Annotated in this window: 13 protein-coding genes; 5 read left to right on the forward strand and 8 right to left on the reverse strand. The window is 53.9% G+C overall.

The features are described 5' to 3' along the window. Positions 1–37: 37 nt before the first annotated feature. The 6 genes from opgB to SIK69_RS00785 form a co-directional block, all read right to left on the reverse strand. Complete coding sequence (opgB, locus tag SIK69_RS00760; protein ID WP_319785184.1) at positions 38–2,329, reverse strand: phosphatidylglycerol--membrane-oligosaccharide glycerophosphotransferase; 2,292 nt, start codon at positions 2,327–2,329, stop codon at positions 38–40. 183 nt (positions 2,330–2,512) lie between these two features. Then, entirely contained in the window at positions 2,513–3,001 is a 489-nt protein-coding gene (locus SIK69_RS00765; RefSeq protein ID WP_319785185.1) for a YjjA family protein, read from the reverse strand. A 60-nt stretch (positions 3,002–3,061) separates the two neighbouring features. Next, positions 3,062–3,799 (reverse strand): replicative helicase loader DnaC, encoded by a 738-nt coding sequence (gene dnaC, locus SIK69_RS00770; RefSeq protein WP_319628308.1) that lies wholly within the window; start codon positions 3,797–3,799, stop codon positions 3,062–3,064. Between the two features lie 2 nt (positions 3,800–3,801). Further along, positions 3,802–4,341 (reverse strand): primosomal protein DnaT, encoded by a 540-nt coding sequence (dnaT, locus tag SIK69_RS00775; protein ID WP_319628307.1) that lies wholly within the window; start codon positions 4,339–4,341, stop codon positions 3,802–3,804. An 89-nt stretch (positions 4,342–4,430) separates the two neighbouring features. Next, the gene (locus SIK69_RS00780) at positions 4,431–4,904 is read right to left on the reverse strand and encodes a threonine/serine exporter (RefSeq protein ID WP_319628306.1); all 474 of its coding nucleotides are present in this window, start codon (positions 4,902–4,904) and stop codon (positions 4,431–4,433) included. Further along, entirely contained in the window at positions 4,895–5,671 is a 777-nt protein-coding gene (locus SIK69_RS00785; protein ID WP_319628305.1) for a threonine/serine exporter family protein, read from the reverse strand. The genes SIK69_RS00780 and SIK69_RS00785 overlap by 10 nt, the downstream gene beginning before the upstream one ends. A gap of 273 nt (positions 5,672–5,944) precedes the next feature. Here SIK69_RS00785 and pobA point away from each other — a divergent pair, with 273 nt between their 5' ends. The 4 genes from pobA to bglJ all read left to right on the forward strand — a co-directional run bounded on the left by pobA (position 5,945) and on the right by bglJ (position 9,642). Continuing rightward, the gene (gene pobA, locus SIK69_RS00790; protein WP_319785186.1) at positions 5,945–7,129 is read left to right on the forward strand and encodes a 4-hydroxybenzoate 3-monooxygenase; all 1,185 of its coding nucleotides are present in this window, start codon (positions 5,945–5,947) and stop codon (positions 7,127–7,129) included. A gap of 22 nt (positions 7,130–7,151) precedes the next feature. After that, a complete protein-coding gene (locus tag SIK69_RS00795) occupies positions 7,152–8,036 on the forward strand; it encodes a helix-turn-helix domain-containing protein (protein ID WP_319628303.1) in 885 nt (294 codons plus the stop codon). A gap of 254 nt (positions 8,037–8,290) precedes the next feature. Next, complete coding sequence (locus tag SIK69_RS00800) at positions 8,291–9,025, forward strand: helix-turn-helix domain-containing protein (protein ID WP_319628302.1); 735 nt, start codon at positions 8,291–8,293, stop codon at positions 9,023–9,025. Then, the gene (gene bglJ / locus SIK69_RS00805) at positions 9,025–9,642 is read left to right on the forward strand and encodes a DNA-binding transcriptional activator BglJ (RefSeq protein WP_319628301.1); all 618 of its coding nucleotides are present in this window, start codon (positions 9,025–9,027) and stop codon (positions 9,640–9,642) included. The genes SIK69_RS00800 and bglJ overlap by 1 nt, the downstream gene beginning before the upstream one ends. A 19-nt stretch (positions 9,643–9,661) precedes the next feature. On the opposite strand, the gene SIK69_RS00810 is transcribed toward bglJ, so the two are convergent. Then, entirely contained in the window at positions 9,662–10,120 is a 459-nt protein-coding gene (locus tag SIK69_RS00810) for a YbaK/EbsC family protein (protein WP_319785187.1), read from the reverse strand. A gap of 341 nt (positions 10,121–10,461) precedes the next feature. Between SIK69_RS00810 and SIK69_RS00815 the strand changes: the two genes are divergently transcribed. Next, positions 10,462–11,805 (forward strand): PTS sugar transporter subunit IIC, encoded by a 1,344-nt coding sequence (locus tag SIK69_RS00815; RefSeq protein ID WP_319628299.1) that lies wholly within the window; start codon positions 10,462–10,464, stop codon positions 11,803–11,805. A gap of 75 nt (positions 11,806–11,880) precedes the next feature. Here SIK69_RS00815 and fhuF read toward each other — a convergent pair whose 3' ends face one another. Continuing rightward, a complete protein-coding gene (fhuF, locus tag SIK69_RS00820) occupies positions 11,881–12,669 on the reverse strand; it encodes a siderophore-iron reductase FhuF (protein WP_319785188.1) in 789 nt (262 codons plus the stop codon). Between the last annotated feature and the right edge of the window lie 23 nt (positions 12,670–12,692).

Here is a 12,692-nt window from a genome sequence, read left to right on the forward strand (position 1 = left end):
ACGCAAAGGCCCGGCAGTCTGCCGGGCCTGGAACATTTTAACCTTCTGATTTCACCACTTTGATTTCCACCATCCCAATCCCCAGCTGACGCGGTGAGTGACCGAGAATGTTCCCCTCGTTGGTGGTCTGCGGATCCGGCGGCACGATGGTCAGCAGATTGCTGCTGGTCGGGTTGTCGAAATGCAGTGTGGTGGTGGTCACCTCAGTGCCCAGGGTCAGCGTCTGCTCGCTGTTGCCGACGCGGACCGGAATCGGCTTGTTAGCGTTCGGGCCAAAGGCTTTGGCGGTGATCACCAGGTCGAATTTCTGCGGCAGCGGATCTTTGTATTCAATTTTAACTTCATTGGCGAGCTGCGCATTAGACCAGCGGCCCCAGGTTTCCGGGCGTGAAATGCCGCTGAACTGTTTGACCTCTTCCGGTGCCCCGGCGACGTTAAAGATGAAGCTGTCGGCCTTATAGCGAATATCGTTGTCGACAATTTTCAGGGTATCAACGTTGCCTTTGTAGCGCTCCATATCGATGAGGGTGTCTTTGAACGCGGCTTTGCCTTTCCATTGCGCTTTATCGACATGCTGCACAGTTTGCTGGCCGCCAAGCTGGCCCTGCGACACGCACCAGTCAGTCGATAGCGCCAGTTCAGGTGCCCACAGCTGGGCCATTTTGTAGCAGCGATCAATCCACATGAAGTTGTCACGCGGGGCGAAATCTGCCAACTGGTAGCGCAGCGGGGCGGAATATTCACTTTCCGGCAGCGGTTCGACGCGGTTGTCCGACACGCGTAACAGCAGCGGCAGGCGGAAATGCGACCCGGAGAAGGCCATCATCCCTTTCTTCTCGTCGATGGTGAAATCTTTAATGGCTTTCGGGAAGTTCCACAGACGAATGATATCCGGCTTCCACGCCAGCACTTTCTCTTTCATGTTGAGGAACACTTCCGCCAGCGACTGCCCGGAAAGGCTGCTGCGACCGAGGCCGATAAAGTTGTCGCCACCGAGAATATCGAGCACCGTAGCGCCGTTATCCAGGGTGCTGCGCTTTACGCCCATCACTTCCTGCTGCGGCTGGTCGCCACGGATAACGAAGAACAGGTTGCTGCGATCCTGTTTGTTGAGGTAGTCCCAGGCGGTGTTTTTCATCGCCAGATGGTCTGAGGAGACCACGATAACCGTGTTTTTGAAGTACGGTGAGGCCTTAATTTTTTCAATGAGCGCCGCAACGTGCTCCTGGCTACAGGTGACTGCACTGAATGACTGGTTGGCTTTGCCATCGATGTCGTACTTTTTACGGTCGCAGGTTCGCGAGATAAAGCCGTCCGGATGATGCGTGTCGACGGTCAGGGTAAACAGCGAGAAACGCTGGCCCGATTTTGAGAGTTCCTCGTACTTTTTCCACACTTCATCAAGCACGGTATCGTCGTAGAACCCCCAGTCGTTGCGATAGCTCGGGTCTGGAACGGTGGCTTTCAGCTCTTCTGCGCCGTACAGGTGATCAAACCCGTGCGATTGCAGGAACACATCTTTCCCGGCGAAACGCAGATTCGCGCCCTGCATAAAGTAGTTCTGGTAGCCGGAATTTTTCAGGATATCGCCAAGGCAAATGTTCTGCGGGAAGAAGCTCGATACCGAGGCCGAGGCATTGCCTTCAAACGGCGCGAACAGCGGAATACCACACTGCGAGGCGACCATCCCGGCGATGGTGTAGTCGGTGCCCGGCAGCTGCATGGTATGGCTGAAATCAATGCTTTCGTCTTTCAGCTTGCCCAGTTCCGGCGTCAGGTTCGGGAAGGCATTGTTATCAAAATAGGTCCGCTCGAGGCTTTCCCCGTAGATATACACCAGGTTCAGCTTCGGATTAGGGATGCTTTTCGATGGCTCTTTATACCAGGCCGCAAAATCCGGATCGCCGTCGCGGGACTGGGATTTCACCAGCTCGCTTATCTGACGAAACGCCGGGCTGGCGTCCACGGAGGCGAGCGCCAGCCCCAGCGCCAGTACGCTGTAACCCAAATGATGAGGATGATGGCGACGACGGCGCAGTACCCAGCCGAGTCCACCGAAGACCAGAATCAGCGCCAGCACCAGGCCCACGCCGGGAAGAATGTATTTGCCAATGCCCGCACCGGTCAGACTGTTGGTGAGGGTGTAGAGCACCGCGTCGTTGATGCCGTCGCCGGTGAAATAGTTACTGGCGTACAGCGTCAGGTTCAGGACCACAAAAAGGCCGAGCACCGTCAGGATGGAAGCAAACCACCAGGTATTACGCCCCGCTTTCCATGCATAAATCACCACAGAAGCGAGAAACAGAGCAATAGAGACAAGCTCGGACACAGCACATCCTCAGTCACACTGGTCATCCTCTGACCAGCCACAATTTTCGGCCCTACACTGTAATTGCAGTGCAATATTGCTGCAATTGTAGCGTCATTAAATTGTGCGTGGATACAGATTTGGTTTAGATATGCGGTTTTTTTAACCCGCTCACATCCTGTGTGGGCGGGTTCTGAGGCGGGATTAAGAGATGAATTTCGTGCCTTGTTTGAGTACCAGATCGCAAGCCTTGGTTTTAACTTGTTTTCCTAACTCGGAATCGCCCAGCGTGCTGAGATTCAGCTGTTGGCCATTCTGCGCATTCAGCAGACCCTGAATACCGTCCATATAGTTGGTATCCGCTTTCTGCTCGGTGGCGGTGTCGAGGCCCAGTTTATCCAGCACCTGATTTTTAACGTTGTCGGCGTTGGTCACGGAGGTCAGCTTCTGTTTAGCACAGTAGCTGAGGATACCCGCGGCATTGTTCATGTTGTCTGCGCTCAGCGCTTGACCGCTGCCGTTCAGCAGGCTGGTTAACGACGAGAGTGATGTCCCGCCCTGTGAAGACGTTGAGCCGCTCAGTTCACTGGCAGCGCTGGAAAGGGTGTCGCTAAGAGAAATAGCAAAAGTGCTGGTGGAAAGCAGGGCGCTGGTGAGCGCGACGGTGCAAAGAAGGCGTTTAACTGTTTTCATGGGTTCGACTCAGTTGGCAGAAACTCTGCCAGTATAGCGCTGGCAGAGTTCGGAATGGTCTCAATACTCTTTGCCGGTGACGCGGCTGCGGTAGCTGTCCCAGTTGAAGATCACCCACAGGCTGTTGCCCAGACGCATCCTGTCCATCACGCGTTCGCCCAATAGCTTGTTCATGTCTTCCATGTTGCTGTTGGTGAGCATCCCGGTCGGACGTTTAGACGACGAACGGCGGTCAACAATCTGGTTGATGATCACTTTCTCGTAGCGCGATTCGGTCTGGACACCAATCTCGTCGATCACCAGCAGGTCAACGTTGCTTAGGTCGTTGAGCAGCTGTTCTTCGGTGGTTTCGCGGTTGGTAAAGGAGTCTTTCATGGCGGACATGATGTCGGCCACGGTGATGATCAGCACCGATTTTCCACGCAGCAGCAGTTCGTTGCAGATGGCCGCCGCCAGGTGATTTTTACCGGTGCCCGGCTTGCCGGAAAAGATGAAGCTCGCGATGTTGCCATCGAACTCATCAACGTACTGACGCGCTTTCGACAGGGCGTTCATCTGCCCGTCGCACTCCACGCGGTAGTTATCAAACGAACAGTTCTGGTGCAGGGGACGAATGCCGGAGCGGTTAAAGGTGCGCTGCATTTTCATCGCCCGGTTTTCACGTTCCAGCGCGGCAGAGCGCAGCTGTCCCTGTTCCTTTTGCCAGGCCAGCAGTTCTTCGCCCGTTTTGAAGGCCGGTTCGACGTGTTTCGGCATCATTTTTTGCAGGCGCTGCATCAGATCACCAACATTTTTCATCATTAACCTCGAAAACCCGGTGGAATTTGATTATCAGGCTCGGAGAGCGTGTTGAGATCGCGTCTCGGCTGTCCGCCGTTACTGGCCCGGCCTATTTGCAGGCTGCGCGCCAGTTTCTGCTGCCACTGAACGTGGTGAAACACTTTGCCTTCCGCCTGCCAGTAAGCGGTAAAGGAGGCCAGTTCTTCCGGCGTGGCGGGCTGGGTGAGCGCGATGCCCCACAGGGCGGCCATGCGCTGGAAATCCGCATCCGGCTGCCAGTCGGGGTACATGGCGAATTTTCCCATCGGCACCGCCACAGGCACGGCCTGTGGCTCATCGAAGAACTGCCCATCCAGCGTGACATCGCTGCCCGGACGGGCGAGCTTCGCTTCAAGCTCCAGCAACTGCTCCAGACGCGCAGGTGCAATCGCATAAAACGCCGGGGCGTTATTGGCAAACACCGCCACGGCACCGTTATCGGCTTTGTTTAATACGCCATCAGGATCGTGCAGAAACGCATCAATCCCGATGACGCTGGACGTCAGAATTCTGGAAGACATGGTGATTACTCAAGCAAAACGATGAGACGTATAACATGGGCAGATAGTAGCACAGACCCGCGTGCAGGAGGAGATGCCCGGCACGCGGCTCAGACGCGAGGGCGTTTGCGGTACAGCCACAGGCCGGGGATTGATAACCCGACCGACAGCGCGCCCACAATTGAGGTAGCTTTGAGGAAGTTCTCGAGTAGGGTCATCATCAGCGCGTCGCTGTAGCCGACATGGCTGATTTTTACCGCGGAGATCATCGCGGTATAGGCTGATATACCGGGAAACATTGGTATAACGGCGGCGACGGTAAAAATTTTGGGGTGCGCCAGATACCAGCGTGACCATTGGATCCCAATACTGCCGACCAGCATGGAGGCAATAAACGTCGACCACTCGATGTTCATTCCGGCCATCATCATCACCATTCGCGAGCTGTGGCCGACGGCCCCGAGCAGCGCGCACCAGCGAAGCGCCCGCTGCGGGACATTAAACACCATCGCAAAGCCAACGGCGGGGATCGCCGACAATATAAGGTCCTGTAGCAACGCCTGTAGGAAATCGATTATGCCCATCCGCGCAGCCCCCATAACGTCATTGCCATCACCACCCCGATGCAGGTCGCCAGGGTTAACAGGCTGGCGATGGCCCAGCGGGCGAGCCCGGTATTAATATGACCTTTGAACATATCGGCGACGGCGTTAATCAGTGGAAAGCCCGGCACCAGCAGCAGGACGCTGGCGGCCATCGCCACCGTTGAGGTTTGCTGAAAGGTGGGCAGGCGCAGCATCAGCCCTGAGACGGTGGTGGCGACAAAGGCGGTGATACAGAAATTGATTTGCGGGTGCATCGAGCGATGGGTGAGTAACTGGCGGATGTACATGGCAATCGTACTGGCGCAAAGCGTCACAAAAGCGCCATCCCAGCCACCATTATTGAGCTTACAAAAACAGGCGCAGGACAGCCCCACCATCGTGACCACCAGCCAGCGCGGGTAGCGTAGCGGTTTGATTTGCGTAAAACGTTTCTCGGCGTCTTTCGCATCCAGCAATTTGTGTTCAGCCATGATGACGATGTGCTGCACCTCGGTCACCACATGCATGTTGATCCCTCGATCGTTGTTCTTGCGGGTCGTGGTCAGGCATTGACCCTCTTTAAGGGTGGTTAACACAATGGCGTTGGAGGAAATGGCACTCTCCACGCCGTCCATCCCAAGCGCTAAGCCCAGACGGGTGGAGAGCTCGTCCACCAGCGCGCTTTCGGCTCCGTGTTGCAGTAACAGCAGGGCGCACTGAATGCATAACCGCGTGACGGTGCGTTGCTCTGCTTGATTTGCGTCCATATCCATCCGGTCTTCACACATCAATACCATTACCCATGCCCCGTTTTACCTGAAGCCCTTGCCTGGCATGGCCTGACGAGATCAAACATTGCGCACAAGGAGGGTAGGTAACGTGCATTTTTTGAACTGCGCCACAGTTTTGCAAGATCGTTCAAAAGTGCAGGTTTTGCACGATTTATGCCCTTCTTTTTCCGCTCCGGGTTATCAAAAATGCAACAAGACACTTTATGTATACAAAAAATAAACAAATAATTAACCATCTGGAGCGAAGCCATGAAAACGCAGGTTGCAATTATTGGCGCAGGTCCGTCAGGGCTGTTGCTGGGTCAGCTGTTACACAACGCCGGGATTGCGACGGTGGTCCTTGAGCGTCAGACGCCGGAATACGTTTTGGGTCGTATTCGGGCAGGGATCCTGGAAAGCGGCACCGTCAGCCTGCTGCGCGAGGCGGGCGTCTCCCGGCGAATGGATGCTGAAGGCCTGGTGCATCACGGGGTGGAGTTCCTGTTTGATGGGGTGCGTATTCCGGTTCCGCTCAGCGAACTGACGGAAGGCAAAAGCGTGATGGTATACGGCCAGACCGAAGTGACCCGGGACCTAATGGAAGCCCGGGCTAGCAGCGGGGCAACGATTATCTACGGTGTGAGCAACGTGCAGCTCCATGACATGAAGACGGATAAACCCGCGGTGACCTTCGAGAAAGACGGAGAAGCGTGTCGGCTTGAGTGCGATTTCATTGCCGGGTGCGATGGTTTTCACGGGGTCTCGCGCCAGGCCATCCCGAAATCGGTCCTGCGGGAATATGAAAGTGTCTGGCCTTTTGGCTGGCTGGGGCTGTTGGCCGATACCCCGCCGGTCAATCCAGAGCTTATCTATGCGCATCATGAACGCGGATTTGTGTTGTGTAGTCAGCGCTCACTAACCAGGAGCCGTTACTATTTGCAGGTGCCGCTTACCGATAACGTTGAGGCGTGGAGCGACGAACGCTTCTGGCAGGAGCTGAAATGCCGCTTGCCGTCAGAATTAGCGAATAAGTTAGTGACTGGTCACTCACTAGAAAAGAGCATCGCCCCGTTGCGCAGTTATGTGGTCGAGCCGATGCAGTATGGCAGGCTTTTTTTAGTGGGTGATGCGGCGCATATCGTCCCTCCGACTGGGGCCAAAGGGCTTAACCTTGCTGCGTCTGACGTGAATTACCTGTGGCGGATACTTTGTCAGTTTTACCACCACGGGCGCGAAGATTTGCTTGCCAGCTATTCGTCATTTGCCCTGAATCGCGTGTGGAAGGGCGAGCGTTTTAGCTGGTTTATGACCCATCTGCTGCACGATTTTCATGATAAGAGCCCGTTCGACCGGAAAATGCAGGAGGCCGACCGCCGCTACTATCTAGGCTCACGGGCCGGGCTCACGACCATTGCCGAAAACTACGTGGGCCTGCCTTACGAAACCGTTCGTTAGTTTACCCTTTGCCAGAGAGGTTATGGTGCAGCGTAGTCCAATCCCCGTTTTTAAACTGTACGGCGAGCAGCGTGACTGGCCAACGCCGGAGCTGCTGCACTGTGAGTCCATTCATCAGCGCAGCAGCCTGTATCAGTGGCATATCCGTGTGCATCAGCATGTGGAATTAGTGCAGCTGTTGTATCTGCACAAAGGGGAGGCCTGCATCGAAATCGAAGGTGAAACGCGGGTGGTGAAGGAAGCCTCTATTCAGGTGGTGCCCTCGTTGTGCGTCCACGGCTTTCGCTTTTCGCCCGGAACCCAAGGGTATGTGTTGTCGCTCGCACTGCCGCTGCTCAGCCGCTTCGAAAATCAGTTTGGTCGCCAGCTTGCGGTCCTCAATCAGCCACATTGCGTAAGCGTAAAGGGATCCCGCGCACATATCCGTACCCTGTTTTCCACGCTGCTGGAGGAGTACCAGCAGAACAATGATGCCCGGGAATTGATGCTACATGCCATGCTCAGCGCTCTGCTGGTATGGATCAATCGACAATGTCAGTCCGTGACTCCAGCAGAAGACCGGGCCGAGCGACGTCGGGCGGTGATGCAGCAGTTTGCCAGACTGATAGAAAGCCATTATCGCGAGCATTTGCAGATGTCCGAATATGCACATGCCGTAGGGCTGTCGGTGACGCATTTAAATTATTTATGCCGGGAGTTTCACAATTGCAGTGCGCTGAATGTGTTACATCAACGCTTAATGCTTGAGGCAAAACGCAGTCTGCAATACACCAGTATGTCGATAACACAACTCTCTGATTACTTAGGTTTTAGCGATGCGACCTATTTTTCGCGTTTTTTTCGGCGCTACGCCGGTGTTCCACCTAAATTATTCAGGGAGAAAATAAAAGATATTAAGTATGTCTAATTAATACATTTAGATGACTTGATTAACTATGAGAAACTTTATGCGAGCGCTTGGCGTGTATATTTTTATTATGTTATTCTGAAAAGGTTGTTTTATGCGTTAATTGCCCCTCATCGATAATTGCGAATTCTCCACTCGTGGTTTAAATGAAAGGAACAGGGCTCGGAATAATTTAAGTCATGAATTATTGAATGATATTGATAATATCCATGAATGATTCTGCAATATAATCTGCATCATAAAAGGGACGTGTTATGCTCGCGGGATTAAAAAAATGTGGCGTGATAATAAGTAGTATCCCCATTGTTCGGGCTGGTCTGATGGCCGTCATGACGGATAACTTTCCAGACTATACGATAAGCTGCCATCAAAGTGTTGATGAACTCACGCTTCTGGAGTTACGCCGTGCCAATCTGATTGTTAGCGATCTCTTTGGCGATCGTTCACACGGTAAGGCGCTTTGCGAGCAATATTATTCATTAATGACGCAGCATAAAGAGGTGCGTTGGATATTTATGGTCAGCCAGGCGAATTACGCGCTGGCCGTTGAGTATTTATTACGCCCTGAAAGCACATTACTTTCCGATGCGGAACCTATCCCTCAGGTTATTGCCGCTATTCGCGATCAGGGGAAAGAGGCGAATCGCATCAGCGCGTCGCTTACCACGCCCGATACCGATGTATTCCTTTTGCCGCCAGGTATTAAAACGTCCTTATCTCTCTCTGAACGTCAGGTATTGCGATTACTGGCCAAAGGCTGGGGTGTGAACCAAATTGCCATGCTGCTGCGCAAAAGTAATAAAACCATCAGTGCGCAGAAAAATAGTGCTATGCGCCGCCTGATGCTGCGGGGTAATGCGGAGCTGTACGCCTGGCTCAATAGCGCTCAGGGAATGAAAGAGTTGAATCTCCAACCTGTATGGGGAGAGCCGATACAATGGAAAAGTGCACCGCAAATAGACACGTTGCAGTCGTTGAAAACTGTCTAATGACGAAGCTGGGCCTGCGCCAGCTCTTTTCCTGCTGTAGCGGTACGCCGTATCAGCTCGATGCCTTTAAGGACAGTGGGGATTGGTTTGCCCGGCGTGCGCATCGCCGCCCTTACGACATTGTGATTTACTCTGTGGCGGTGACCCGGCAATCACGCCAGCACAGTATTTATTTCCTTACTCATCTCGCGCGAAAACAGCCTGATGCCGTCAGGGTGCTGCTTGCAGATGATGAAGTACAGGGTAAATTAATTCATCATCTGCTGCCGGTTCCCTTACATGCCGTGTTATGTAAGTCTTCTTCGGTTGAGAAACTGCGCCTGCAATTAAACGCGTTAATGCTACAGAAAGAGTCGTTATGCAGACCCTATAAAACACTCAGCTGTCGCTCTGGCTCCGGGGGACTGAGTCCAACCGAGCGTACCATTCTCGATTATATGGGCAAAGGGTTGTCCATTCCTGAGATTGCTATTCGGATGGCACGCAACGCGAAAACAATTCGCACGCATAAGTTTAATGCGATGAATAAGCTGGGCGTGAGAACGGATACAGGTCTGCTCTGTGCAGCAGATATCTTGCGCTATCTGCCGCGAGAGTCCATGCGCGCGGGATGTTGAGGCGAGCGTCTGGCTGAACTCAGAGGCAGACGTCAATCCAGGTGGCGTCTGTCAGTTCGGCTAAACGTTCCGGGGAGATGCGCACCGCGCTGTGGGTCGCTCCGGCTGCCGGTAATACCTCATCAAAGCCCCTCAGCGAAACGTCGCAATATACGGTTAGCGGGTTTTCCAGGCCAAACGGGCAGACGCCACCAACCGGATGTCCCGTCCAGGTCACCACTTCATCACAGCTCAGCATTCTGGCTTTGGCCCCGAAAGCTGATTTCAGCTTTTTGTTATCCAGACGCGCATCGCCTTTCGCCACCACCAGAATGACTTCATCTTTTACCTTCAAGGACAGCGTTTTCGCAATCTGTCCCGGCGCAACATTATGTGCCGCAGCGGCCAATGCAACCGTCGCAGTACTCTGATTTAGTTCTATAATTTCGATATCGGGGGCGCGGTCAGCCAAAAATTGCCGCACGGTTTGCAAACTCATAGTTCTCTCCTGATATAAACGAAATTAATCTGTCACAAGCGATTGATGCTGTAAATAAGAGGATGAGTATTCCCCGCATTTGATGGATTTCTCGATCCCCTTCACATTCACTGCAACCGGTTACAGTAACCGGTTGCAGAAGTCCGTTACCGCGATTAATACTGAATGCGTAACTTCCTCTGTATCGCTAAAAAAATAAGAGCCGTGTATGAAATGTATCTTTATCTGCTGTAGGACGGGCCAACCCCCCGGCGTGGTAGTCAACACACAGTTCGAGATTGCACATCGCGGCACACTAACCGTTGCTGTGCTTACGTCTATCGCCCGTCAGGAGAGCTGCTATGTCTGCTAACCATGCTGCGTTTAATTTGATATTCCGATTCGTAGAAAACTATGTCAGTCCTGTCGCCGGGCGTATTTCGTCCCAGCGTCACGTGATGGCAATTCGTGATGGTTTTATCTCTGCAATGCCATTCATGATTGTTGGCTCGTTCCTGTTGGTATTTGCCTACCCGCCATTCTCTCCGGATACCACCTGGGGTTTTGCCCGCGCGTGGCTGGACATGGCGAAACAATTTGAAGGCCGTATTCTCACGCCGTTCGATATGACCATGGGCGTCATGTCCATTTATATCTGTGCAGCGATTGCCTATAACCTGGGCCGACATTACGAAAAGAGCGTGCAGCTTGACCCGTTCATGGCCGCAATGCTCTCCATTATGGCGTTTCTGCTGGTCGCGGCCCCGAAAACCGACGGTACGCTGCCGGTGCACAGCCTGGGCGGGACCGGTATTTTCACCGCCATTTTGGTCGCCGTGTACTGTGTGGAAATGATGCGTTTCCTGAAGGCCCATAACATCGGTATTCGCCTGCCCGATCAGGTGCCACCGATGATCAAAAACTCTTTTGACCTGCTCATTCCGGTGCTGGTGGTGGTACTGACGCTGTATCCGCTGAGCCTGTTCATCCAGAGTCAGTTCGACATGCTGATCCCGCAGGCGATCATGTCCATCTTCAAACCGTTGGTGTCGGCGGCGGATTCCCTGCCAGCTATTTTACTGGCGGTGTTGATTGGCCACCTGCTGTGGTTCGCGGGCATTCATGGGGCGGCGATTGTCTCCGGGATGCTGCAAATGTTCTGGCTGACCAACCTGGGCCTCAACCAGACGGCGTTGGCGCAGAGTGCTCCCTTGCCGCATATTTTTATGGAAGCATTCTGGACCTTCTTTATCGTCATCGGCGGTTCCGGGGCGACGATGGGGCTGGTGTTCTGCTATCTGCGCAGTAAGTCTGCGCACCTGCGTTCTATCGGACGTCTGGGCGTGGTGCCGAGCATCTTTAACATCAACGAACCGGTTATTTTCGGTACGCCGATTGTGATGAACCCGGTGTTCTTCATTCCATTCCTGCTGGCACCGATGGTTAATGCCACGCTGGCGTGGGGGGCTATGAAGCTGGATCTTATCGGACGCGTTATCTCTGTCGTACCCTGGACCGCGCCGGCACCGGTCGGTGCTGCATGGGCTTTAGGCTGGGATTTCCGGGCAGTTATCCTTGTGGTTCTGCTGGCCTGCGTGTCCGCTATCATCTATTACCCGTTCTTTAAGGTGTACGAGAAGCAACTGCTGGAGCAGGAAGCGGAAGAAGCACAGCGCACTGAACAAGAGGCGCAACAGGTGGCTTAACCTCTGCGTTTAGCCCAACAAAAAAGACCCGGGAGCATGACGTTACCGGGTCTTTTTGTCTTCAGGGGAAAACCATTATTTCAGCGTACAGTCACCGCACTGTTGCACCTCTGGCAGGCGATAGCGCTGACAGCAGGTACGTCGCACCAATACGCCATCACGCATCACCACGGTGCGCCACAACGGGTTATCCCGCCCGTCAGAGAAGCGTTGGGCAAAGAAGAGATGCTGGCGGAGCACGTTCACCTGTTCATCACCCAGCAACGTCCGCATTTCGCCCAGATACCAGTTGATCAGATACCCGGTGTTGCTCCAGATGAGTTTACCGTTAATCTCTCCGGTCGCTTCCAGCGCCTCGACGACGGGCACCAGGTTCTGGATGACCAGCTGTTCCATGCGCTCAAGCGAGGACTGACGCGTCAACTCTGCGTCCTGATGCACATCGATCCAGAATTTCGCGGCACGTCCGGTTTCATGGAACTCAACGTGAAAATGCTGCGGGGAAAGGCTGAGGGCGCGTGTTTCGGTCAGCAGCGCCAGCATCAACGGGGGCACCTGTAGACCGATATACCACTGGGCCCAGAGAGAAAGCAGCGGCTTGTTCTCACGTTCCTGAGCGGGATTGTTGCGGTAGATATGGTCGGAATACTGCGCCAGCAGGGACGTGAATTCGCTGCTGCGGCTCCAGTCAGCGAGCGTCATGGCCTTTTGCGGATGCGGTTCATCGAGACCGATGAAATCCAACAGGTGAGGGCGCTGCTCTGCAATGGTGTGGCGTAACGCGTCCGCCAGCCCGGGCTCGCGCTCATAGAGCGGAGTACGCCAGATAAGATCCTCAGTAATCGGTGCAGAGCGATAGGCCATGAGCGTAGATTGGATACAAATCT

The sequence above is a fragment of the Scandinavium lactucae genome, from assembly GCF_033843265.1.
Taxonomy (GTDB): Bacteria; Pseudomonadota; Gammaproteobacteria; order Enterobacterales; family Enterobacteriaceae; genus Scandinavium; species Scandinavium lactucae.